24 protein-coding genes are annotated in these 23,094 nt (G+C 50.8%); 9 read left to right on the top strand and 15 right to left on the bottom strand.

Annotated features, from left to right (window positions below):
- Window positions 1-25: 25 nt before the first annotated feature.
- From fieF to cdh, 4 genes are all read left to right on the top strand, one after another.
- On the top strand, window positions 26-928 hold the full coding sequence (gene fieF, locus FEK43_RS20580; protein WP_064530279.1) for a CDF family cation-efflux transporter FieF: 903 nt from the start codon (window positions 26-28) through the stop codon (window positions 926-928).
- Between the two features lie 180 nt (window positions 929-1,108).
- A complete protein-coding gene (gene pfkA, locus FEK43_RS20575) occupies window positions 1,109-2,071 on the top strand; it encodes a 6-phosphofructokinase (protein WP_032185626.1) in 963 nt (320 codons plus the stop codon).
- Window positions 2,072-2,390: 319 nt separating this feature from the next.
- Window positions 2,391-3,380 (top strand): sulfate/thiosulfate ABC transporter substrate-binding protein Sbp, encoded by a 990-nt coding sequence (gene sbp, locus FEK43_RS20570; protein WP_130206630.1) that lies wholly within the window; start codon window positions 2,391-2,393, stop codon window positions 3,378-3,380.
- A gap of 103 nt (window positions 3,381-3,483) precedes the next feature.
- Window positions 3,484-4,239, top strand: a complete 756-nt coding sequence (gene cdh, locus FEK43_RS20565; RefSeq protein ID WP_131161564.1) for a CDP-diacylglycerol diphosphatase — start codon at window positions 3,484-3,486, stop codon at window positions 4,237-4,239.
- A gap of 58 nt (window positions 4,240-4,297) precedes the next feature.
- Here cdh and tpiA read toward each other — a convergent pair whose 3' ends face one another.
- The gene (gene tpiA, locus FEK43_RS20560; protein ID WP_130206626.1) at window positions 4,298-5,065 is read right to left on the bottom strand and encodes a triose-phosphate isomerase; all 768 of its coding nucleotides are present in this window, start codon (window positions 5,063-5,065) and stop codon (window positions 4,298-4,300) included.
- 107 nt (window positions 5,066-5,172) lie between these two features.
- The gene (locus FEK43_RS20555) at window positions 5,173-5,772 is read right to left on the bottom strand and encodes a YiiQ family protein (RefSeq protein WP_130206624.1); all 600 of its coding nucleotides are present in this window, start codon (window positions 5,770-5,772) and stop codon (window positions 5,173-5,175) included.
- A gap of 100 nt (window positions 5,773-5,872) precedes the next feature.
- Here FEK43_RS20555 and FEK43_RS20550 point away from each other — a divergent pair, with 100 nt between their 5' ends.
- From FEK43_RS20550 to uspD, 3 genes are all read left to right on the top strand, one after another.
- A complete protein-coding gene (locus tag FEK43_RS20550; protein ID WP_064530283.1) occupies window positions 5,873-6,313 on the top strand; it encodes a DUF805 domain-containing protein in 441 nt (146 codons plus the stop codon).
- A gap of 211 nt (window positions 6,314-6,524) precedes the next feature.
- Entirely contained in the window at window positions 6,525-6,824 is a 300-nt protein-coding gene (locus tag FEK43_RS20545) for a DUF406 domain-containing protein (protein ID WP_032204720.1), read from the top strand.
- A 26-nt stretch (window positions 6,825-6,850) separates the two neighbouring features.
- Entirely contained in the window at window positions 6,851-7,279 is a 429-nt protein-coding gene (gene uspD, locus FEK43_RS20540) for a universal stress protein UspD (protein WP_130206622.1), read from the top strand.
- A gap of 4 nt (window positions 7,280-7,283) precedes the next feature.
- Here uspD and fpr read toward each other — a convergent pair whose 3' ends face one another.
- From fpr to glpF, 4 genes are all read right to left on the bottom strand, one after another.
- A complete protein-coding gene (gene fpr / locus FEK43_RS20535; RefSeq protein ID WP_130259285.1) occupies window positions 7,284-8,030 on the bottom strand; it encodes a ferredoxin--NADP(+) reductase in 747 nt (248 codons plus the stop codon).
- A gap of 96 nt (window positions 8,031-8,126) precedes the next feature.
- A complete protein-coding gene (gene glpX, locus FEK43_RS20530; protein WP_130206618.1) occupies window positions 8,127-9,137 on the bottom strand; it encodes a class II fructose-bisphosphatase in 1,011 nt (336 codons plus the stop codon).
- Window positions 9,138-9,335: 198 nt separating this feature from the next.
- Entirely contained in the window at window positions 9,336-10,844 is a 1,509-nt protein-coding gene (gene glpK / locus FEK43_RS20525; protein WP_130206616.1) for a glycerol kinase GlpK, read from the bottom strand.
- A gap of 22 nt (window positions 10,845-10,866) precedes the next feature.
- The gene (gene glpF / locus FEK43_RS20520; RefSeq protein WP_130206614.1) at window positions 10,867-11,712 is read right to left on the bottom strand and encodes a glycerol uptake facilitator protein GlpF; all 846 of its coding nucleotides are present in this window, start codon (window positions 11,710-11,712) and stop codon (window positions 10,867-10,869) included.
- A 424-nt stretch (window positions 11,713-12,136) separates the two neighbouring features.
- Between glpF and zapB the strand changes: the two genes are divergently transcribed.
- Window positions 12,137-12,382: a septal ring assembly protein ZapB gene (gene zapB / locus FEK43_RS20515; RefSeq protein WP_001296623.1), complete on the top strand. Its 246-nt coding sequence runs from the start codon at window positions 12,137-12,139 to the stop codon at window positions 12,380-12,382.
- Between the two features lie 252 nt (window positions 12,383-12,634).
- On the opposite strand, the gene FEK43_RS20510 is transcribed toward zapB, so the two are convergent.
- The 8 genes from FEK43_RS20510 to priA all read right to left on the bottom strand — a co-directional run bounded on the left by FEK43_RS20510 (window position 12,635) and on the right by priA (window position 21,334).
- Window positions 12,635-13,309: a hypothetical protein gene (locus tag FEK43_RS20510; protein ID WP_138158695.1), complete on the bottom strand. Its 675-nt coding sequence runs from the start codon at window positions 13,307-13,309 to the stop codon at window positions 12,635-12,637.
- A gap of 59 nt (window positions 13,310-13,368) precedes the next feature.
- Complete coding sequence (gene rraA, locus FEK43_RS20505; RefSeq protein ID WP_000872908.1) at window positions 13,369-13,854, bottom strand: ribonuclease E activity regulator RraA; 486 nt, start codon at window positions 13,852-13,854, stop codon at window positions 13,369-13,371.
- A gap of 92 nt (window positions 13,855-13,946) precedes the next feature.
- On the bottom strand, window positions 13,947-14,873 hold the full coding sequence (gene menA / locus FEK43_RS20500) for a 1,4-dihydroxy-2-naphthoate polyprenyltransferase (RefSeq protein ID WP_130206608.1): 927 nt from the start codon (window positions 14,871-14,873) through the stop codon (window positions 13,947-13,949).
- Window positions 14,874-14,939: 66 nt separating this feature from the next.
- The gene (gene hslU / locus FEK43_RS20495) at window positions 14,940-16,271 is read right to left on the bottom strand and encodes an HslU--HslV peptidase ATPase subunit (RefSeq protein WP_001293348.1); all 1,332 of its coding nucleotides are present in this window, start codon (window positions 16,269-16,271) and stop codon (window positions 14,940-14,942) included.
- Window positions 16,272-16,280: 9 nt separating this feature from the next.
- Window positions 16,281-16,811, bottom strand: a complete 531-nt coding sequence (gene hslV / locus FEK43_RS20490) for an ATP-dependent protease subunit HslV (RefSeq protein ID WP_000208242.1) — start codon at window positions 16,809-16,811, stop codon at window positions 16,281-16,283.
- Between the two features lie 92 nt (window positions 16,812-16,903).
- On the bottom strand, window positions 16,904-17,863 hold the full coding sequence (gene ftsN, locus FEK43_RS20485) for a cell division protein FtsN (protein WP_131161567.1): 960 nt from the start codon (window positions 17,861-17,863) through the stop codon (window positions 16,904-16,906).
- Between the two features lie 91 nt (window positions 17,864-17,954).
- Window positions 17,955-18,980, bottom strand: a complete 1,026-nt coding sequence (gene cytR / locus FEK43_RS20480; RefSeq protein WP_130206604.1) for a DNA-binding transcriptional regulator CytR — start codon at window positions 18,978-18,980, stop codon at window positions 17,955-17,957.
- Between the two features lie 155 nt (window positions 18,981-19,135).
- Complete coding sequence (priA, locus tag FEK43_RS20475; protein ID WP_131161568.1) at window positions 19,136-21,334, bottom strand: primosomal protein N'; 2,199 nt, start codon at window positions 21,332-21,334, stop codon at window positions 19,136-19,138.
- A gap of 203 nt (window positions 21,335-21,537) precedes the next feature.
- Between priA and rpmE the strand changes: the two genes are divergently transcribed.
- Window positions 21,538-21,750 carry a 50S ribosomal protein L31 gene (gene rpmE / locus FEK43_RS20470; protein ID WP_000710769.1) on the top strand — a complete coding sequence of 71 codons (213 nt, stop codon included), beginning with the start codon at window positions 21,538-21,540 and terminating at the stop codon, window positions 21,748-21,750.
- A gap of 81 nt (window positions 21,751-21,831) precedes the next feature.
- On the opposite strand, the gene FEK43_RS20465 is transcribed toward rpmE, so the two are convergent.
- On the bottom strand, window positions 21,832-23,094 hold the full coding sequence (locus FEK43_RS20465; protein WP_130215272.1) for a sigma-54 dependent transcriptional regulator: 1,263 nt from the start codon (window positions 23,092-23,094) through the stop codon (window positions 21,832-21,834).

Below are 23,094 nucleotides of genomic sequence, written 5' to 3'. Positions count from 1 at the left end.
CCGTCAGTTGATAGCGGGAGTATTTATGAATCAATCTTATGGGCAGCTGGTCAGTCGGGCAGCGATTGCTGCAACGGCGATGGCTTCGCTGTTATTACTGATTAAAATTTTTGCATGGTGGTATACCGGATCAGTGAGTATTCTCGCTGCGCTGGTGGATTCGCTGGTGGATATCGGCGCGTCATTAACTAACTTATTGGTCGTGCGTTACTCACTGCAACCTGCCGACGATAATCACTCCTTTGGTCACGGTAAAGCTGAATCGCTCGCCGCGCTGGCGCAAAGTATGTTTATCTCCGGCTCCGCGCTGTTCCTGTTTTTGACCGGTATTCAGCATTTGGTTTCTCCGACACCGATGAAAGACCCGGGTGTTGGGGTTATCGTGACTATTGTGGCGCTAATTTGTACGATTATTCTTGTCTCGTTTCAGCGTTGGGTCGTTCGCCGGACGCAAAGCCAGGCAGTGCGGGCAGATATGCTACATTATCAGTCTGATGTTATGATGAACGGCGCGATTTTGCTGGCGCTGGGATTGTCCTGGTACGGCTGGCATCGTGCTGATGCCCTGTTTGCTTTGGGAATCGGCATCTATATTTTATATAGCGCGTTACGCATGGGGTATGAGGCGGTCCAGTCATTATTGGATCGTGCGCTGCCCGATGGCGAACGACAGGAAATTATTGATATCGTGACTTCCTGGCCGGGAGTTAGCGGCGCTCACGATCTTCGCACGCGGCAGTCAGGGCCGACCCGCTTTATTCAGATTCATTTGGAAATGGAAGACTCTCTGCCTTTGGTTCAGGCACATATGGTGGCGGATCAGGTAGAGCAGGCTATTTTACGGCGTTTTCCGGGTTCAGATGTGATTATCCATCAGGATCCTTGTTCTGTCGTACCCAGGGAGAGTAAACGGTCTACGCTTTCATAATCCGTACAAAAGAGAGCCAGACCCGCATTTTGTGTATAAAATACCGCCATTTGGCCTGACCTGAATCAATTCAGCAGGAAGTGATTGTTATACTATTTGTACATTCGTTGGATCACTTCGATGTGCAAGAAGACTTCCGGCAACAGATTTCATTTTGCATTCCAAAGTTCAGAGGTAGTCATGATTAAGAAAATCGGTGTGTTGACAAGCGGCGGTGATGCGCCAGGCATGAACGCCGCAATTCGCGGGGTTGTTCGTTCTGCGCTGACAGAAGGTCTGGAAGTAATGGGTATTTATGACGGCTATCTGGGTCTGTATGAAGACCGTATGGTACAGCTAGACCGTTACAGCGTGTCTGACATGATCAACCGTGGTGGTACATTCCTCGGTTCTGCGCGCTTCCCGGAATTCCGCGACGAGAACATCCGCGCCGTGGCTATCGAAAACCTGAAAAAACGTGGTATCGACGCGCTGGTGGTTATCGGCGGTGACGGTTCCTACATGGGGGCAATGCGTCTGACCGAAATGGGCTTCCCGTGCATCGGCCTGCCGGGCACCATCGACAACGACATCAAAGGTACTGACTACACCATTGGTTTCTTCACGGCATTGAGCACCGTTGTTGAAGCTATCGACCGTCTGCGTGACACCTCTTCTTCTCACCAACGTATTTCCGTGGTGGAAGTGATGGGCCGCTACTGTGGCGATCTGACTCTGGCTGCGGCTATTGCTGGTGGCTGTGAATTCGTTGTGGTTCCGGAAGTTGAATTCAGCCGTGACGATCTGGTAAACGAAATCAAAGCCGGTATCGCGAAAGGTAAAAAACACGCGATTGTGGCGATCACTGAACATATGTGTGACGTCGACGAGCTGGCTCATTTCATCGAAAAAGAAACTGGCCGTGAAACCCGTGCAACTGTGCTGGGCCACATCCAGCGTGGTGGTTCCCCGGTACCTTACGACCGTATTCTGGCTTCCCGTATGGGGGCTTACGCTATCGATCTGCTGCTGGCAGGCTACGGTGGTCGTTGCGTAGGTATTCAGAACGAACAACTGGTTCACCATGACATCATCGATGCTATCGAAAACATGAAGCGTCCGTTCAAAGGTGACTGGCTGGACTGCGCGAAAAAACTGTATTAATGATTTCGGAAAAAGGCAGATTTCTTTAGCCTGAAACCGATGACAGAGGCAAAAATGCCTGATGCGCTTCGCTTATCAGGCCTACATGAATTCTGCAATCTATTGAGTTTGCAAGCTTTTGTAGGCCGGATAAGGCGTTCACGCCGCATCCGGCATGAACAAAGCGCACTTTGTCAGCAATATGAGGCGGATTTCTTCCGCCTTTTTAACTCCCCCATATATACCCGCAAGTTATAGCCAATCTTTTTTTATTCTTTAATGTTTGAATCCCTTTCTGGCACGCTTTGTTCATCACAACACAACATAAGAGAGCCGGGCGATGAACAAGTGGGGCGTAGGGTTAACTTTATTACTGGCAGCGACCAGCGTTATGGCAAAGGATATTCAGCTTCTTAACGTTTCGTATGATCCAACGCGCGAACTGTACGAGCAGTACAACAAAGCCTTCAGCGCCCACTGGAAACAGCAAACCGGCGATAACGTGGTGATTCGCCAGTCGCACGGCGGTTCGGGTAAACAGGCGACGTCGGTAATCAATGGCATAGAAGCTGATGTCGTCACGCTGGCGCTAGCCTATGACGTGGATGCCATTGCTGAACGTGGTCGTATCGATAAAGCGTGGATCAAGCGTCTGCCGGATAACTCCGCACCTTATACTTCTACCATTGTCTTCCTGGTGCGCAAGGGCAATCCGAAGCAGATTCACGACTGGAACGATTTGATTAAGCCTGGTGTTTCGGTGATCACCCCGAACCCGAAAAGTTCTGGTGGTGCTCGCTGGAACTACCTGGCCGCCTGGGGCTACGCCTTGCATCACAACAACAACGATCAGGCAAAAGCGCAGGAATTCGTGCAGTCGTTGTATAAAAACGTCGAAGTACTGGATTCCGGTGCGCGCGGTTCAACGAATACCTTTGTTGAGCGCGGCATTGGCGACGTGCTGATTGCCTGGGAAAACGAAGCTCTGCTGGCGGCGAATGAACTGGGGAAAGATAAATTCGAAATCGTCACGCCGAGCGAGTCTATTCTCGCAGAGCCTACGGTGTCAGTTGTCGATAAAGTGGTAGAGAAAAAAGGCACTAAAGAGGTGGCGGAAGCTTACCTGAACTATCTCTACTCGCCAGAAGGCCAAGAGATTGCGGCTAAAAACTACTATCGTCCGCGCGATCCTCAGGTAGCGAAAAAATATGAAAATGCCTTTCCGAAGCTGAAGTTATTCACCATTGATGAAGAGTTCGGTGGCTGGACGAAAGCGCAAAAAGAGCATTTCTCTAACGGCGGTACGTTTGACCAAATCAGCAAACGTTAATTTTGTTGAAGGCAATCAGACCCGGTGGCATCTCGCGACCGGGTTTTTTATTTGTCACGATTTTGCGTTACCCTTGCATCTCTTTGAGGTACAGGGAAAAAAGATGAAAAAAGCAGGTCTTCTTTTTTTAGCGATGATGGTTATCGCTGTTGCTGCTACAGGCATTGGTTACTGGAAATTGACCGGTGAAGAGTCGGACACGTTGCGCCAGATTGCCCTTGAGCAATGTTTACCCAACCAGCAGCAAAACCAAAGCCCTTCGCCATGTGCGGAAGTCAAACCCAATGCCGGATATGTGGTTTTAAAAGACCTCAACGGTCCTCTGCAATATTTGTTGATGCCAACGTATCGTATTAACGGCACTGAAAGCCCATTGTTAACCGATCCTTCAACGCCTAATTTCTTCTGGTTAGCCTGGCAGGCGCGTGATTTTATGAGCAAAAAATACGGCCAGCCAGTCCCCGATCGCGCGGTATCTCTGGCGATTAACTCCCGTACCGGGCGCACGCAAAACCATTTTCATATTCATATCTCTTGTATTCGTCCTGATGTGCGCGAACAACTGGATAATAATCTGGCGAATATCAGCACCCGTTGGTTACCGCTGCCCGGAGGGCTGCGTGGGCATGAATACCTGGCACGTAGGGTAACTGAAAGCGAGCTGGTAAAACGGAGTCCGTTTATGATGCTGGCAGAAGAAGTGCCAGAGGCACGGGAACATATGGGCAGTTACGCGCTGGCGATGGTGCGGCAGAGTGATAACTCGTTTGTATTGCTGGCGACGCAGCGCAATCTGCTGACGCTGAATCGTGCTTCAGCCGAGGAACTTCAGGATCATCAGTGTGAGATTTTGCGTTAAAGCGAGGAGTTGTTGAGGAAAGCTAAGTGCCGGATGCGATATCCGGCACCAGTCAGACTTAAGCCTGTTTAGCCGCTTCTGCAGCTTTAACGATCACTGCGAAGGCGTCAGCTTTCAGAGAAGCACCGCCAACCAGCGCACCGTCGATGTCCGGCTGAGCGAACAGTTCTGCGGCGTTAGACGCGTTTACAGAACCGCCGTACTGGATGATCACTTGTTCAGCGATGTTAGCGTCAACTTTAGCGATGTGGTCACGGATAAATTTGTGAACAGCCTGAGCCTGCGCCGGAGTTGCAGATTTGCCAGTACCGATTGCCCATACTGGTTCGTAAGCGATTACCGCACCTTCGAATGCCGCAGCACCCTGAGTTTTCAGTACCGCGTCGATCTGACGTGCGCAAACTTCTTCAGTTTTGCCCGCTTCGTTTTCAGCTTCGGTTTCACCGATGCACAGAACCGGAGTCAGACCCTGCTCTTTCAGCACCGCGAATTTTTTCGCGATCAGTTCGTCAGACTCTTTGTGGTAAGTACGACGTTCAGAGTGACCGATGATGATGTACTGTGCGCCGATGTCTTTCAGCATAGCAGCAGAGGTTTCACCAGTGAATGCGCCGGACAGGTTCAGATCCACGTTCTGCGCACCCAGCATGATGTGGCTGCCTTCAGCTTCACGCTTCGCCATATCGATGTACATTTCTGGTGGCGCGATTGCAACGCCACAGCCATCAACGCCTGCCAGCTCTTTACGCAGGTTAGAAACCAGCTCATGAACCATGTGGCGGCTGCCGTTCAGTTTCCAGTTACCCATCACTAAAGGATGTCGCATTTTAATTCTCCACGCTTATAAGCGAATAAAGGAAGATGGCCGCCCCGCGGGGCAGCAGGTCTGTGAAACAGTATAGAGATTCATCACTGGAAAGGCTTTGCTTTTTGTCATTTATTCAACCCTTCAAGCGATTCAGATAGCGCCAGCTTAATCGGTTCAACAGCGAAGGTCAGTCCCTTTTCGCCGTTGTCCGCGACAACATAGCGCAGTGCGCCTTCTGTCTCTGTGTAATAACGTTTGTTTTTCCCCGCAGTAAGGAGCGACTGTAGCTTTTTCTGGCTTTGTGTTTTGGTCATCAGCGGGGTGAGTGTGCGGATCACCGCCGCCATGTATTCATGAGCTTTTGCTTTGGCGGCTTTTTGCTCTGGTCCCTGGATTGGTAGCCAGGTAATTTGAATGCTTTTGATTTTTAAAGTGCCACGCTCCAGCGCCGTAGAGGCATACAAGTTCTCGTTAATTTTACTGGCGGCGCGAGTCAGATTGGCTTTGTCGGGGCTGCTGTCGATGGCGCGAAACTCGTTCAGTGGCAGGTTGGGGTTCTGGCTGTTAAAGTTTTCTCGAAACTGGCTGATGGAGAGATCGAAGGTAGGGGCGCCAGCAAGCAGATAGGGCGCAGTGGTCGCCGTACCTGGTGTTTGTGCATGCACCGTTGTGCTAACGGCTGATGCAGAACATAAGAGAAAAAACAGCGTAAACCCTGGCTTCATCGACAGTACCTTTTGTTATGACTGGCTCCGATTAAAACGATATCTGTCTCCCTTGTCAAAAGGGTAGAATCCTGGAAAAGACAACCATCAAGGAACTTACATGACCATACAGCAATGGTTATTCTCGTTTAAAGGGCGTATTGGGCGCCGTGATTTCTGGATTTGGATTGGCCTCTGGTTCGTTGGCATGCTGGTGCTTTTCTCACTGGCAGGTAAAAACTTACTCGATATCCAGACCGCCGCGTTTTGCCTGGTGTGCTTACTTTGGCCGACAGCGGCAGTAACGGTCAAACGACTGCACGATCGCGGGCGTTCCGGCGCATGGGCATTTTTAATGATTGTAGCGTGGATGCTGCTGGCGGGTAACTGGGCGATTTTACCGGGCGTCTGGCAATGGACGGTGGGGCGTTTTGTCCCGACGTTGATTCTGGTGATGATGCTTATTGATCTTGGCGCATTTGTCGGTACGCAGGGCGAAAATAAATTTGGCAAAGATACTCTGGATGTGAAGTATAAAGCCGACAATAAATCAAGTAATTAACCTTTAATATATCTTTTATTGCTATTTTTTTCCGGGATCGTTATTTCCACGCTGGAAATGACAATGCCCGGAAAATCCTCCTCATTTCCTCACCTTAAGCAATATCAAAAAAAATGGTAATCCATAAGATCATTACTTGTTTGTTCTTCTCTTAACGGCGCATTATTCTTAAGTCGTAATCGACAGAGAGGCGAATATACAGAGGTGCCCTATGAAAGATGTCGTAGATAAATGCAGTACTAAAGGATGTGCGATTGATATCGGTACGGTGATTGATAACGACAACTGTACCAGTAAGTTTTCGCGCTTTTTTGCCACCCGCGAAGAAGCAGAGTCCTTTATGACCAAACTGAAAGAGCTTGCCGCCACTGCATCCTCTGCGGATGAAGGGGCCAGCGTGGCCTATAAGATTAAGGACCTGGAGGGGCAAGTTGAGCTTGATGCGGCCTTCACCTTCTCATGCCAGGCCGAGATGATTATTTTTGAGTTATCCCTGCGTTCGTTAGCTTGATGGAGTCGCTTTAGAAGGAGTTAAACATGGCTTATAAACACATTGGCGTGGCAATTTCCGGAAATGAAGAAGATGCCTTACTGGTGAACAAAGCCCTGGATCTCGCCAGACATAATGACGCTCACCTGACATTGATTCATATTGATGATGGCTTAAGCGAGTTGTATCCGGGCATTTACTTCCCTGCAACAGAAGATATTCTTCAACTATTGAAAGATAAGTCAGATAACAAGCTGTATAAACTGACGAAAAATATTCAGTGGCCGAAGACCAAACTGCGTATTGAACGCGGAGAAATGCCGGAAACACTGCTTGAAATTCTGCAACAAGAGCAGTGCGACCTCCTTGTCTGTGGGCATCACCACTCATTTATCAACCGTTTGATGCCAGCATACCGCGGGATGATCAATAAGTTGAATGCGGACCTGCTCATCGTGCCGTTTATCGATAAGTAACCGCTTACCAGTAATGCTCCGCTGTCATGTGGCCCGGTCGACGACGTAAATGTTTCGTCATCTGCCGGGTTTCTTTTAGCAGCTGTTGCGTATCGCGCACCATTTGCGGATTACCACACAGCATCACGTGACTGGTTTCTTTATCCATTGGTAGGCCAACCGCGTTTTCCAGTTCACCGCTTTCAATTAACGCCGGTATTCGCCCGGTGAGCGAACCCGCAGCCGTTTCCCGACTGACCACCGTCTGAATGCGCAGTTTCCCTTCGTAGCGTTTTTCCAGTTCTTGCATCAGCGGCAGATAGCTTAAGTCGGCGGCATATCGTGCGGCGTGAACCAGCACCAGGTTTTTGAAGCGATCTAAATCTTTGCCCAATTGCAGAATTGATAAATAAGGGCCAATCGCTGTACCGGTTGCCAGCATCCACAGTGTTTCGCAGTCCGGCACTTCATCCAGCACAAAGAAGCCAGCCGCCTCGCTAACCACTTGCACTTCGTCACCCGGTTTTAGCGCCGCCAGTCGCGGGCTTAATTTGCCATCGGGAACGGTGACCAGGTAAAACTCCAGATCGGGATTATCGGGCGAGTTAACGTAGGAGTAAGCGCGCTGGACGCGTTCGCCGTCAATTTCAAGGCCAAGTTTAGTGAATTGCCCGGCGGTAAACGGAAGCACGGGAGCGTGAACGGTGAGACTAAACAGGGCGTCGGTCCAGTTCTGCACTTTAGTGACTTTGCCTGTTACCCAATCAGCCATGTTTTTCTCCTGTTTTGATTGACTTGCCTTATCTTCGTTCTCCGAACAAAAAAATTCCAGTCCCGAAGGACTGGAAGGCTCAATCGATCAAATCACTCAGAGAATGTGCACCTGCATATCCGGGTCTTTACGATCCAGATAGTGAATCGACTGAATGCGACGAATAGTGCGGGATTTACCACGGATCAGCAGCGTTTCGGTAGTGGCGATATTGCCTTTGCGGCTAATACCTTCCAGTAGATCGCCCTTAGTGATACCGGTTGCGGAAAAGATGACGTTATCGCTGCGCGCCATATCGCCCAGACGCAACACTTTACCCGCTTCGATGCCCATTGCTTTGCAGCGTGCCAGTTCCTGTTCACCAATGCGGCGATTTTCTGCGTTGTCGCCTTTGACATCATGACGCGCCAGCAGACGGCCATTCATATCGCCATCTAACGCCCGAATCACCGCCGCAGAAACCACGCCTTCCGGCGCGCCGCCAATGCCGTAAAGCACGTCAACTTCGCTGTCTGGCATACAGGTGAGAATTGAGGCCGCAACGTCACCATCCGGAATCGCAAACACGCGCACGCCGAGTTGCTGCATTTCTGCGATAACGGCATCGTGGCGCGGTTTCGCCAGAATCGTTACCGTCAGTTCACTCAATGGTTTGCCGAGCGCAGCGGCAACATTGCGCAGGTTATCCGCTAACGGCAGATTCAGGTCAATGGCGCCCTTAGCTCCCGGTCCGACGATCAGCTTTTCCATATACATATCTGGCGCGTTGAGGAAGCAGCCTTTATCGCCTACAGCCAGCACCGCCAGCGCGTTAGCCTGGCCCATCGCCGTCATGCGCGTGCCTTCAATCGGATCAACAGCAATATCCACTGCATCACCGCGACCAGTACCGACTTTTTCACCAATGTAGAGCATCGGTGCTTCGTCGATTTCACCTTCACCAATGACGATAGTGCCGTCAATGTTGACCTGGTTGAGCATAATGCGCATGGCGTTAACCGCTGCGCCGTCAGCGGTATTTTTATCGCCGCGTCCTAACCATTTGTAGCCAGCCAGCGCCGCAGATTCGGTGACGCGGGAAAATTCGATGGCAAGTTCTCGTCTCATAGCAAACTCTAAGCAGTAAGGAATGGCGCGAAGTGTAGCACAGGGGAGGGAGCGGATTATTGATGTGTGCGGGGGTTGCCCCCGCACGGTTTCAGAGTCTGTGTGATGCCGGATATGTATCCGGCTCGTAGGCCTGATAAGACGCGTCAGCGTCGCATCAGGCGATCAGCATCAGACAATCGGTTCAGGTGCCTGACATTACTCGTCGTGTTCTTCCCAGGCCATCGCGCGTTTGACCGCTTTTTTCCAGCCAGCGTAACGGTAATTACGCTCGGTAGTTTCGATGCCAGGACGGAACTCGCGTTCAATCACTGCTTTCTCTTGCAGTTCGTCGAGATTTTGCCAGAAGCCAACCGCCAGACCAGCAAGATAGGCCGCACCCAACGCAGTCACTTCGCGAACTTCCGGGCGCTCAACGCGCGTGCCGAGAATATCGGACTGGAACTGCATCAGGAAGTTATTTGCCACCGCGCCACCGTCCACGCGCAGGGCGTGCAGACGAATGCCTGAGTCGGCCTGCATTGCTTCCAGCACGTCACGCGTCTGATAGGCAATAGACTCCAGCGTCGCACGGATGATGTGGTTGGCGTTCACCCCACGAGTTAAGCCGAAAATGGCCCCGCGCGCATACGGATCCCAGTAGGGCGCACCCAGTCCGGTAAACGCCGGAACGACATACACACCGTTGGTGTTTTGTACTTTAGTTGCAAAGTATTCGGAATCGTAGGCGTCGTTAATCAACTTCATTTCATCGCGTAGCCACTGAATGGAGGCGCCCGCCATAAATACCGCACCTTCCAGTGCGTAGTTTACTTCTCCGCTCGGGCCACAGGCGATGGTGGTCAGCAGACCGTTTTCTGATTTCACTGCTTTCTCGCCGGTGTTCATCAGCATAAAGCAGCCGGTACCGTAGGTATTCTTCGCCATCCCTTCTTTCACGCACAACTGGCCGAAGAGTGCCGCCTGCTGGTCGCCCGCAATCCCGGCGATCGGAATACGCGTGCCGCCTTTGCCGCCAATGTTGGTCTGACCGTACACTTCGGAAGAACGACGTACTTCTGGCAGCATCTCACGCGGGATATCCAGCGCGTCGAGCATTTTGTCGTCCCAGTCCAGAGTATGGATGTTGAATAACATGGTACGAGACGCATTAGTGTAATCAGTGACGTGAACGCGGCCCTGAGTCATTTTCCAGATAAGCCAGGTATCAACCGTACCAAACAGCAGTTCACCACGGCGTGCACGCTCGCGGGAACCTTCCACATGGTCGAGGATCCACTTCACTTTGGTGCCAGAGAAGTACGGGTCAATCACCAGACCGGTGTTGTTACGAATGTACTCTTCCATGCCGTCACGCTTGAGATGCTCACAGATCTCGGCGGTACGACGGCACTGCCAGACAATAGCGTTATAGATAGGCTTGCCGGTTTCTTTTTCCCAGACGATGGTGGTTTCACGCTGGTTCGTAATACCGATAGCTGCAATTTGATCGGAATTAATATCTGCTTTCGCCAGCACTTCTACCAGTGTGGAGCTTTGGGTGGCCCAGATTTCCATCGGGTCGTGTTCTACCCAGCCTGGTTTTGGGTAAATTTGCTCAAATTCGCGCTGTGACACGCTAATGATATTGGCATCGTGATCCATCACGACCGCGCGGGAGCTGGTGGTGCCCTGGTCGAGCGCAACGATATATTTTTTTTCAGTCATGTTTAATTGTCCCGTAGTCACATTACAGCGAAGCTTTTTGTTCTGAAGGAGTTGTGATCTCCTTTTCTTCCACAACACAGATATCGCAAGGCAAATGGCGACCAATCAGTTTGCGGTAGGCGAATGCACCAACAATCGCGCCAACGATAGGGCCAAAAAGCGGCACCAGGAAGTAAGGAATGTCTCTGCCGCCGGTAAAGGCGACATTGCCCCAGCCCGCCAGCCAGGCAAAGGCTTTCGGACCGATATCACGTGCTGGGTTCATGGCAAAGCCCGTTAATGGCCCCATAGATGCGCCAATGACCGCAATCAGTAGACCAATCAGCAAGGGAGCCAAAGGGCCGCGCGGTACGCCGTTACCATCGTCCGTTAACGCCAGGATCAGCCCCATCAGAATAGCGGTAATCACCATCTCAACTGCGAAGGCCTGCACAAAATTGATATGAGGGTTAGGATAAGTAGAGAAAGTACCCGCCAGATCAACACTTTCAACGCTTCCGCGAACAATATGATGGGTCTGCTCGAAGTCGAAGAATAAATTGTAGTAAAGCCCGTAAACTAATGCCGCAGCGCAGAAAGCTCCGGCGACTTGTGAAACGATATAAGGAATAACCTTGCGCTTGTCGAAACAGGCAAACAGCCACAGCGCAATGGTGACAGCTGGATTAAGATGTGCGCCGGAAACCCCTGCGGTTAGATAGATGGCCATCGCCACCCCCAGTCCCCAAATAACACTGATTTCCCACTGACCAAAAGACGCGCCAGCGACTTTAAGTGCAGCAACGCAACCGACACCGAAAAAAATCAACAACCCGGTACCGAGGAATTCAGCAATGCACTGGCCTTTCAAGGTTGATGTTTGACTCATAATCGGATCCTGAAGAGTTAATGTTTGTTGTATGCGTGAAAGTCACGGACCTCCACGATGCTTGTAGGCATGCTGTAAACTTATCGTTAACGAGCGAAAACGAGAAATATCGAACTTAAAATGTGTGTGCTTCGTCATAAAATGAGCGTTATCGCGCTATTTTTTTCATCTGTCTATACATGATGTATGTTTGTTAGAACATTAATGTAACAATTTTATTAACATTTTCTATTGGTGTGGATTATGTCACCAGGAGAAGGATGAAAAGTGTGGCAAACCGTAATCTACAAGGCGTGCCGCTGGACAGCGATGGCGCGGCTTCATACAATCGGAGCTAACTAAAATGCGCTCGTATTTATTAAGGCGTCACCGGTAATCGGGACGAGGATTTTTATCCATCAACGCCTTGCAATTCAGGAGAGGTATGACAATGTCATTAGAAGTGTTTGAGAAACTGGAAGCAAAAGTACAGCAGGCGATTGATACCATCACTCTGTTGCAGATGGAAATCGAAGAGCTGAAAGAAAAAAACAACTCACTGTCGCAGGAAGTTCAAAATGCCCAGCATCAGCGCGAAGAGCTGGAGCGTGAGAACAACCATCTGAAAGAACAGCAGAACGGCTGGCAGGAACGTCTGCAGGCCCTGCTGGGTCGTATGGAAGAGGTTTAATCTCTTCCACGCAGAGGCGCCGCAAGGCGCCTTATTTTTTTACTTCTGTGTTTTTTGAGCGAATGCGCATAAAAGACCTGACACAAGCACGGGACGTAATAGTGACCACAGAAAGACTGAACTGATATATTTTCCAGCCATGCCAGGGACCCCGTACCACAGATTGCTGTGCTGAAGGTGACTAAGAAAAACAACTAATATCCATAGTATTAATAAGATAATGCATCTCGTATCAATAATATATTAATCAGATCATTGACGGGCAGAAAGCATCATTTTCATTACTTCTTCTTGATATTCGTCCAAATAATCTGGGTCGATGGCTGCGACCAGTTGTATCAAATTAGTGTTATCCAGTAGAGTCATGAAAATAGCATGTCTTACTTTGCCATCACTCATTGTTTGCACTCCTTCCTGATAAGCGCAGGTAAATCCCTGAACATCACAAACATGCATTTCTGCAGTTCCGTTTTGAGTCTCGGTAAGTTCCTCGATTGAATGTACACCGAGTTCATTTTGTGAGAAGGCAACAATAGCTAAAATAGCATGGGCATCCCGAGTCACCAGGGTTGGCCCTTGTTTTACTATATTGGCAACCCACTGTTTGCTCGGAACCGTGACGGTGATACCTGGCCCCGGGAAAGTATAATCCCATGTGCTGTGCCGTTCCCACACCGTATAGCTGCTATAGATAAGAAATAATCCCATTAACCAACAAGTGCCGCGAATAAAGCTGCGGCTGCTTCTTTTTTTTATCGTTATACAGATGATTGTTGCGGTAATAAATGATAGGGCAAGTGGGTTAAAAAACACGTTAGCAAAATATAAAATCATTTCACCGGTGTTGCCAGATAAAAGGAATTTGTAGCGGAAATGGTTAACGGCTATAAGAAATAAATATATAATTAAAAGAATAATATTCTGCATGAATACGTCCATGTATAAAAAAGGGGAATTTAATTCCCCTTTTAACGCATGGCAGATACTTATTCAATATCCAGCGGATCTTCAGAAAGAATAATCCCGGTATTGTCGGCATAGAGATGGTCGCCGGAGAAGAAGGTGACGCCGCCAAAATTGACGCGGACATCGCTTTCGCCAATGCCTTCGCCAGCGGCACCGACCGGAATTGCGGCCATCGCCTGGATGCCGATGTCCAGTTCTTCCAGATCATCTACCTGACGCACCGCGCCGTAAATGACCAGGCCTTCCCATTCATTTTGTACTGCCAGACGCGCCAGTTCAGCATCGACCAGTGCGCGACGAACAGAACCACCGCCATCGACGACAAGGACACGACCACGGCCATTCTGTTCGAGCAGATCGTACAGCAACCCGTTGTCCTCGAAACATTTTACCGTGATGATTTGTCCGCCAAACGACGCCCGTCCACCAAAGTTGGAGAACAGCGGTTCCACGACGTTGACATCTTCTTGATAGATGTCACAAAGCTCGGAAGTATCGTATTTCATAGGCTTAACATTCAGTTGCTGCGAGAATTTTCAGTATATCGCGCTATGTGGGTTGTTGGCAAAATCATCAATTGTTAATTGATATTTGTCAGTTATGTAGCCCACTGGCTTAAGAATATTCCCAAAACAAACAGCAGGTTAGTTAGTAATGCTCCTTTGACGGTGCGTTCCAGCATCGGACGCATCGCCACCGGGTCCATTTCATGCATCACATAACGGGCTTGCTTCACCAGCAACGGTGCTGCCAGCAGGAACAGCCAACCCCACAGGCTATGCAGTGAAAAGAGATTAAACAGCGCCAGACACACCAGCGAGCCCATCAGCAGGCAAGCATGGTAACGACGGGCGTTCACTTCACCTAAGCGCACTACCAGTGTGTTTTTGCCATTCTCGCGGTCGCTATTGATATCGCGCAGATTGTTAATGTTAAGCACCGCCGTTGCCAGCAAACCACAGGCTGTCGCCGGAAGGATCAGCGCCGGAATCAGCGTATGCGCCTGCAAATACCAGCTGCCCATCACACTCAACCAGCCAAAGAACACCAGTACGGAAATATCACCCAGGCCGATATAACCATAAGGACGATTGCCCACGGTATAGGTGATAGCGGCGATAATTGATAACCCACCAAGAATCAGGAAGCCGACAAAATCAGCCAGGTTATGACACGCCACTGCGACCAGCGCCAGTCCAGAGAGGCAAATGAGCACGACGGTAATAATGAGCGCCCGTTTCATCTCTTGCTGGGTAATGACCCCTTTTTGCATGCCGCGCAGAGGTCCAATGCGGTCAGGTTTGTCGCTACCTTTGACGGCATCACCGTAGTCATTGGCGAGGTTAGAGAGGATCTGTAATAGCCCGGCGGTAATGAGTGCCAGCAGAGCGACCAGCGGATCGAAGTGACCTTGCCACCATGCCAGCGCCGTCCCGACGATAATTGCAGCAAAGGCGAGGGGGAGGGTTTTAGGTCGTAAACTTTCCAGCCACGCCTGAGTTCGGCTAATTTGTTGTTCAGTCATAATACGCGCCAATAAAAATGGGGCCTTTCAGCCCCATCAAACAATGATGAAAATGATTGAACGCGATTATAGGATAAAACGGCTCAGATCTTCATCTGCCACCAACGCATCCAGATGTTTGCTCACATAATCTGCGTCAATAGTGATGGTTTGACCGCTTAAATCGCTGGCGTCGTAGGAAATCTCTTCCATCAAACGCTCCAGAACGGTATGTAAACGACGCGCACCGATGTTTTCGGTAGATTCGTTTACCTGCCATGCCGCTTCTGCAATGCGTTTGATACCGGAGTCGGTGAACTCAATATTCACGCCTTCGGTCGCCATCAGTGCTTTGTACTGCACGGTGATAGAGGCATTCGGCTCGGTCAGAATACGCTCAAAGTCGCTGGTGGTCAGGGCCTGCAGCTCAACGCGGATCGGCAGACGACCTTGCAGTTCTGGGATCAGGTCAGACGGTTTTGCAACCTGGAATGCGCCAGAAGCGATGAACAGAATGTGGTCTGTTTTGACCATCCCGTGTTTGGTGGAAACAGTACAACCTTCTACCAGCGGCAGCAGGTCACGCTGAACGCCTTCACGAGAAACATCCGGGCCGGAGGATTCGCCGCGCTTACAGATTTTGTCGATTTCGTCGATGAACACGATCCCGTGCTGTTCTACGGCGTCGATAGCGTCTTGCTTCAATTCTTCCGGATTTACCAGTTTCGCCGCTTCTTCTTCAATCAGCAGCTTCATGGCGTCTTTGATTTTCAGCTTACGCGCTTTTTGCTTCTGACCGCCCAGGTTCTGGAACATAGACTGCAACTGACTGGTCATCTCTTCCATTCCCGGAGGCGCCATAATTTCAACGCCCATCGGTGCTGCGGCAAGATCGATCTCGATTTCTTTGTCATCGAGCTGGCCTTCACGCAGTTTTTTGCGGAATGCCTGACGGGCAGCGGAAGGTTCCTGCTGCTGTTCGGTCTGTCCCCAATTGTTTTTAGCCGGTGGGATCAGCACGTCGAGAATACGTTCTTCTGCCAGTTCTTCAGCGCGATAACGGTTTTTCTCGATAGCTTGTACACGTACCATTTTCACTGCGGCATCGGTCAGGTCGCGAATAATAGAATCGACTTCTTTACCTACATAACCGACTTCGGTGAATTTGGTTGCTTCAACTTTGATGAACGGCGCGTTCGCCAGCTTAGCCAGACGACGGGCGATTTCAGTTTTACCGACGCCGGTCGGGCCGATCATCAGAATGTTTTTCGGGGTCACTTCATGGCGCAACTCTTCGTTGAGCTGCATGCGGCGCCAGCGGTTACGCAGTGCAATCGCCACGGAACGCTTAGCGTTATCCTGGCCGATGATGTGCTTATCAAGTTCGCTGACGATTTCGCGTGGGGTCATTTCAGACATGGGAGATCCTTACGCTTTGTAGCTTAATTCTTCGATGGTATGGAAATGGTTGGTATAGATGCAAATATCGCCTGCAATATCCAACGCCTTTTCAGCAATTTCACGGGCGCTAAGTTCTGTGTTTTCTAACAGAGCGCGTGCCGCAGCCTGGGCGTAAGGGCCGCCGGAGCCGATAGCAATAAGATCGTTTTCTGGCTGTACCACGTCACCGTTGCCGGTGATGATCAGCGATGCAGTTTCGTCCGCGACCGCCAGCAGTGCTTCAAGTTTGCGCAACATGCGATCGGTACGCCAGTCTTTTGCCAGCTCAACTGCCGCTTTAACCAGATGGCCCTGATGCATTTCCAGTTTACGTTCAAACAGTTCGAACAGCGTGAAGGCATCCGCCGTGCCGCCGGCAAAGCCTGCGATTACTTTATCGTTATACAGGCGGCGAACTTTTTTAACGTTGCCTTTCATTACGGTGTTACCCAGTGTGGCCTGACCATCACCGGCGATTACTACGTGGCCATTACGGCGTACGCTTACTATAGTTGTCACGAGCAGACCCCTTGGTTAGGAATACAGAATTCAAGCCCCGCACAATTGTGCGGGGCATAATGCAAGTATAGATGGGGGAGATTTTGAGGGTTTCAACCCCCGGTGGCGAGCCGAATGCAGTTTGTATGGCCTGCCATCTTCAAACGATTGAGGGTGTTGTCAGCGTTCTCTTTGCCTTTCACCGGCCCGATGACCACACGATTCCAGCCATTGTTGGTGGTAATTTTCGAGTCAAAGCCTTCGAAAGCCAACTGCGCACGTACAGTCTCAGCCTGTTCAGCACCTTTAAATGAACCGCACTGAACCATCCAGCGACGTTCATCTTTCTTCTCCGCTGTTGGTTTCGGCGCTTCAGCCGCGCGTGCTACTGGTGCGGCCTGCTGTGGCTTCGGCTGCGAGGTTGTATGCGCAGGCGTTTGCAGCAGATCCTGGTACGGTTGCTGGGTAGAAGCCGGTTTAGACTGGCGCGGTTGCGCTTGTACCGGCGCGGCTTGCGACGTACGCGTCTGTTGCTGCCAGCTTTGCTCGGTCGTACGCGACTGCTGAGCCAGGCGTTGCTGTTCCGCTAACTGCTGCGCCTGACGCTGGCGTTGCAGCGTTTGCTGGCGCTGTGCCGGTGTCTGCTCATTCCACGGGACTTCGGCAAGCTGCGTTGGTTGCTGACGCATATCAGCCTGCATTTGTTCAAGAAGCTGGCGCTGCTCCGGAGTCAGCTGATCCGGCGTTTTCACTTCGCCGCCAGCAGACGGTTCTGTTGGCGCACGTACGCCCGGCTGGCGACTTTCCAGCTCTTTAATGTAGCGCCAACGTTCTTCCGGTTTCGGAGGTAGTCCGTTTCCGGTCACTTTCTGGCTTTGCAGCGTCTCAGACTCTTCTTTCTTGTGGTGCGTAATGAAGTACAGACCCCCGATAAAGGTCACAAGAACGGCTGCAGCAATAGCGACCATTGCGGGAGAAACCGCAGGCATATTTCGTTGCTTTTTCCGTGAGGTGCTCTTTTTTCGCCGCGAAGGTGCCGGTTGGCTGCGGCGTACATAATCTCGTTGTGCCACTATCGTTTCGCTGTATTTATTCGTTCGTCAGCCCGCCATGTTACTTAAGCGGCGGGCCTTTGACCAGTCACGGAAGCCTTAAAGGTTTACTTTAAGATAACGTGCGCGTCGATCCTCGGATAATAAGCTCGCAGTCCATTAAACGTGAGCCGCTTCCGACCGTTTGCCCCTGCATTTGATCAAGCAGTAACAGCATAGCTTCCCGACCAATTTCGTAGCGCGGCTGTGCAATGGTTGTCAGCGGCGGATCGCAAAATTGTGTCAGGTCGATGTTGTCAAAACCGATTATGGAAAGGTCGTCAGGGACTTTCAGCCCCTGGCGTTTCGCCTGAGAAAGTGCGCCGAGCGCCATGACATCGCTATGACAGAAGACGGCAGTTGGCGGTTGCGGAAGGTCGAGCAGCTGTTGCATGGCTTTACTTCCGGCTTCGAAGGTGAAGTCGCCCCGGGCGATATATTGCGGATCAACCATAATGCCGCAGCGACGCAGTGCCTGCACGTAGCCTTGTAGACGGTAGTGACACAATGGCATCTCTTCGGGGCCGGCAATACAGCCAATCAGTTTATGCCCTTGTTCATACAGATAATTTACGGCATCAAAGGCAGCGGTCAGGTTGTCGATATGAACCGTAGGCAGTTCCAGCTCTGGTGCGAATTCGTTCGCCATCACCATCGGCGGCAGATTACGTTGTTCCTCTATGCTTGCATCAAACGGCAGCCTTGAACCCAGCAGCAACATGCCATCAATTTGTTTGGTGATGATCAAGTCGATAAAGGTCTTTTCCTGCTGATTTTGGTGTGCGCAGTCGCCAATCAGTACCAGATATCCATGACTTGCCGCCGTGACTTCGATACCGCGAATAATTTCGCTAAAGAAGGGGTCGCAGATATCCGGGACAATCACCAGAATCGTTCGGGATTCATTACGCTTAGCGTTACGCCCCATTGGCTGCGGAAAATAACCCACTTCCCGGGCTGCTTTTTCAACCCGATTACGGGTGGCCAGGGAGACTTTATCTGGATTCATTAATGCTCGGGAGACGGTCGCTGTAGAGACTTTTGCCTTCAGGGCAACGTCTTTCATTGTTGCGGCAGTTTCCTGCTTCTTCGCTTTCACACTCACTCCTCGCCTGGCACGTCAGGCGTACTACATCCATGTTTACTTCATATCGGCAACATTTTTAGCAGATAGTGCGTGAAAACGGTTACAGAATTTTCATGAAAAGTGTGATGAATATTTAATTTTTCGATCCGCCTCGCATCGTGAGTGGTTTACCCCTCAATGGGATCAACATCCAGCACCCATTTCACTTTGCGTGAATCCGGTATGGTATTGATAAGCGCCAGTGTGCCATTGATGATGTGTTGTAAACGCACGCGGGAAGGGTGCTGCAACAAGATTTGCCAGCGCCAGCGACCGCCGCGTTTAGGCGCCAGCGCCGGAACCGGGCCGAGAACCCACAATTTGTCATCCGCCAGTGGGCTGGAGAGAAGCAGATTACGCAACTGTTGCAGGAACAGCGGCGCGTGCTGATTGTTATGATCCTCCGCGCGCACAATCACATGGCTGGTCCACGGCGGCAGTTGCATCATTCGCCGCTCGGCCAACGCTTGTTCCGCAAAAGCGTCATAACCTTTATACAGCAAGGTTTGTAAGAGAGGATGTTCCGGATGGTGCGTTTGCAGCACCACTTCGCCTTGTTTACCTGCGCGTCCGGCACGGCCTGCCACCTGGGTGTATAGCTGGGCAAAACGCTCCGCCGAGCGAAAATCGGCAGAAAACAGCGCGCCGTCCACGTCCAGTAATGCAACCAGCGTTACATCCGGGAAATGGTGACCTTTCGCCAGCATTTGCGTGCCAATCAAAATTCGCGCGCCGCCGCGATGCACTTCTGCCAGTTGCTGCTCCAGCGCGCCTTTACGGCTGGTGGTATCGCGGTCGATACGTGAAATGGCTACACCAGGGAAAAGCGGCGCTAACGTCTGTTCAAGTTGTTCTGTTCCCAGACCCACCGGCACCAGATGGGTAGAGCCGCAGGACGGACACTGGCGCGGTACTGGACGCTGACTGTCGCAATGATGGCAGCGCAAATGCTGCTGCGCCTGATGCAACGTGTAGTAGTGATCGCAACGTGGACATTCGGCAATCCAGCCGCAGTCGTGGCACAGCAGTGCAGGCGCAAAACCACGGCGGTTAAGAAAGAGAATGACCTGGTTATCGGCCTGCAAATGCTGGCGCATACGGGTGATTAACGCCGGAGCCAGCCCCGCCTGCACCTTCTGACCTTTTAAATCCAGTACATGTTGAATTGCCGGACGCGCATTACCCGCCCGACGTGTCAGACGCAGCAGGCGGTATTTTTTCTGCTGCACGTTGCATAACGTTTCCAGCGCGGGTGTTGCCGAACCGAGAATTATCGGGATTTTCTCGCTGTGCGCGCGATATACCGCCAGGTCGCGGGCATGATAGCGCCAGCCTTCCTGCTGCTTGTAGGAACTATCGTGCTCTTCATCGATAACAATCACACCGAGATTTTTAAACGGTGTAAACAGTGCGGAACGGGTGCCAATCACAATCGCCGCCTCGCCATTTTTCGCTTTCAGCCAGGCCGAAAGGCGCTCACTGTCATTCAGGCCGGAATGCAGAACTTCCACTGGCGCATTAAACCGTTCACGAAAACGGGCGATCGTCTGGGGTGTCAGGCCGATTTCCGGCACCATCACCAGCGCCTGCTTGCCCTGAGCGAGCACGTTTTCCAGCACGCTCAAATAAACCTCTGTTTTACCGGAACCGGTAACGCCCGCCAGCAGCCAGGCAGAAAAAGTATCCGCCGCGCTATGAATTGCGCCAACGGCGGTGGCTTGTTCGGTATTCAGCCGTAGACGTTCGCCAGTAACAGCATAGTTCGTTCGCCAGTCGCTAAATTCCGGCGTTTCGCTTGCCAGCTCGCAAAGACCTTTTTTGCGCAGCGCCTGTAGTGCGGCATCGTTGAATTCAAGTTCCGCTACCTGGTCACGCCAGATTTTCCCTTGCCGCAACGCCGCCAGCGCCTGTTGTTGCTTAGGCGAACGTTTCAGGCTATTGATATCCACCGCCTGGCCTTGTTCGGTAGCAAACCAGTACCACATGGGCGCGTTCGCCGCAGGCCGCCCCTGGCGCAATAAAATCGGCAAGGCATGAAACAATACATCGCCAATTGGATGATGATAGTAATCCGCCGCCCAAAGCAGTAAGCGCCAAACGGAACTGGAAAAAACGGGTTCACTGTCCAGCACTTCTACTACGGTTTTCAGTTCGTTGAGCGGCAACTCGCTGACGTCGGTAACTGACACGACAATCCCGATGCGCTCCTGCTGTTTGCCAAACGGCACGCGCACGCGACACCCGGCTTTAACAGTCATGCCTTCTGGCAGGAGATAGTCAAAGGTGCGGGGAAGCGGAACGGGCAAGGCAACGTGGGCAACGGGCATAGCATCATCCTGACTTGAAATTCGGTGGAACAGTATACACATTGCGGTAGAGGAGTGCGGATCAGTTTGCATACGCTGGTTAATTTCTGTATGATTCGGCGCCTTTGATACGAAATGATCGTATTGAAACTATACTTTAAACATCGCGTGGTGTCTGGCGTTAGGGCTGGAAGAGCGACGCGGCCTTAAACCGAGGTTTTCCCATGAAAAAAGATATTCACCCGAAATACGAAGAAATTACTGCTAGCTGCTCTTGCGGTAACGTAATGAAAATCCGCTCCACCGTTGGTCATGATCTGAACCTCGACGTGTGCAGCAAGTGCCACCCGTTCTTCACTGGCAAACAGCGTGATGTTGCTACCGGTGGCCGTGTTGACCGCTTCAACAAGCGTTTCAACATCCCGGGCAGCAAATAAGACCGGATTTCCGAAAAAAGCGCCGAACGGCGCTTTTTTTGTGCCTGAAAACTTTCATTAGCAGGATAACGTATTGGATTGTTATCTTTCCTTTACATCGCGAAAATCCATTTTATCAATACCGTATTTTTTCATGCGCAAATACAGCTTTTTTCTGGGGATCTGAAAGTAATCGGCAACGTCGTTGATACGTCCCTGGAAGAAGTTGAGTGCATCAATAATTATTTGTCTTTCATAGCTTTCTACACGTTCATCAAGTGGTGTTGGATCAGCATCCATCATCTGCAAACTGACTGAATCGTCCAGCATTAAAACACCCACAGCCACCAATTCTGCTGCATTTATTAATTCAATGATATTACCGGGCCAGGTTCGCGCCATCAGTCGCTTATAAAACGTTTTCCCCAGCAGCGGTTGTTGGCGATTTAATCGTTTACAGGTGAGAGTCAGATAATGGTGAAAAATAGGCTCAATATCCCCCGGGCGTTGACTTAGCGGTGGGCATTCGATGTGGGTAAGTGAAAAAAGAAAATACAATGCGGGAATAATTTTTTGTGTGGCGGCAAGTGCAGCCAGAGGGCTTTGATTAACAACAATCAGACGAAACGACCGATCCTGTGGGCGTTCCTGGAGTTGAATCAAGAGACGCTGATTTTCTTGCGTTAAATATTCAAGTTCTTTTAATAACAGCGTGCCACCTTTGGCTTCTTCCACCCATTCTTCCAGCGGTTGCTGACTATTAGCGCTGAGTGTGCGTTCAATTAAAGGCCTTTCCTTGCGAGAACTAAATTGGTGAAGATAATGGGCGGCTAATGTTCTGCCGGTTCCAGGTTCGCCGTAAAAACAGACGGGAAGATCGGTTTCTGCCAGAGTTTCAAGCTGCTGACGCGTCTGACGAACCCAGCCACTGTTACCAATTAAGTGCCGATTAAATTGCGCTCGTCGCCATTTTTTTTGTTCCAGATAATCTTCACGCTCTGCCAGCGCTTTTTCGATAAGCGATAAAAATTGTTCCGGATTAATCGGTTTTTGCAGGAAATCCCACGCTCCTTTTTTTACCGCTTCAACGGCCATTGGGACATCGCCGTGGCCGGTGATCATCAGAATGGGAAGATTAGGATCAATCAGCATTATTTTTTCCAGCAGCATAATGCCTGAAATATCCGGCATGCAAACGTCGCATACCACGATTCCTTCCCAGGTATCTTGCAGCAATTGCAGCGCTTCTGAAGGATTGCTACAGGTACATACGGCATAACCCTCTTGCTGTAAGAGAGAACTGTAGGCTTGCAGAACATCATTGTCGTCATCAATGAGCAGTATTGTTGGAGTTGTATCTGTCAT

Origin of the sequence: Escherichia sp. E2562 (genome assembly GCF_005781075.1) — a bacterium.
GTDB lineage: Bacteria > Pseudomonadota > Gammaproteobacteria > Enterobacterales > Enterobacteriaceae > Escherichia.
Note: the sequence above shows the minus strand (reverse complement) of the source record. Positions and strands in the feature narration are given on the sequence as shown.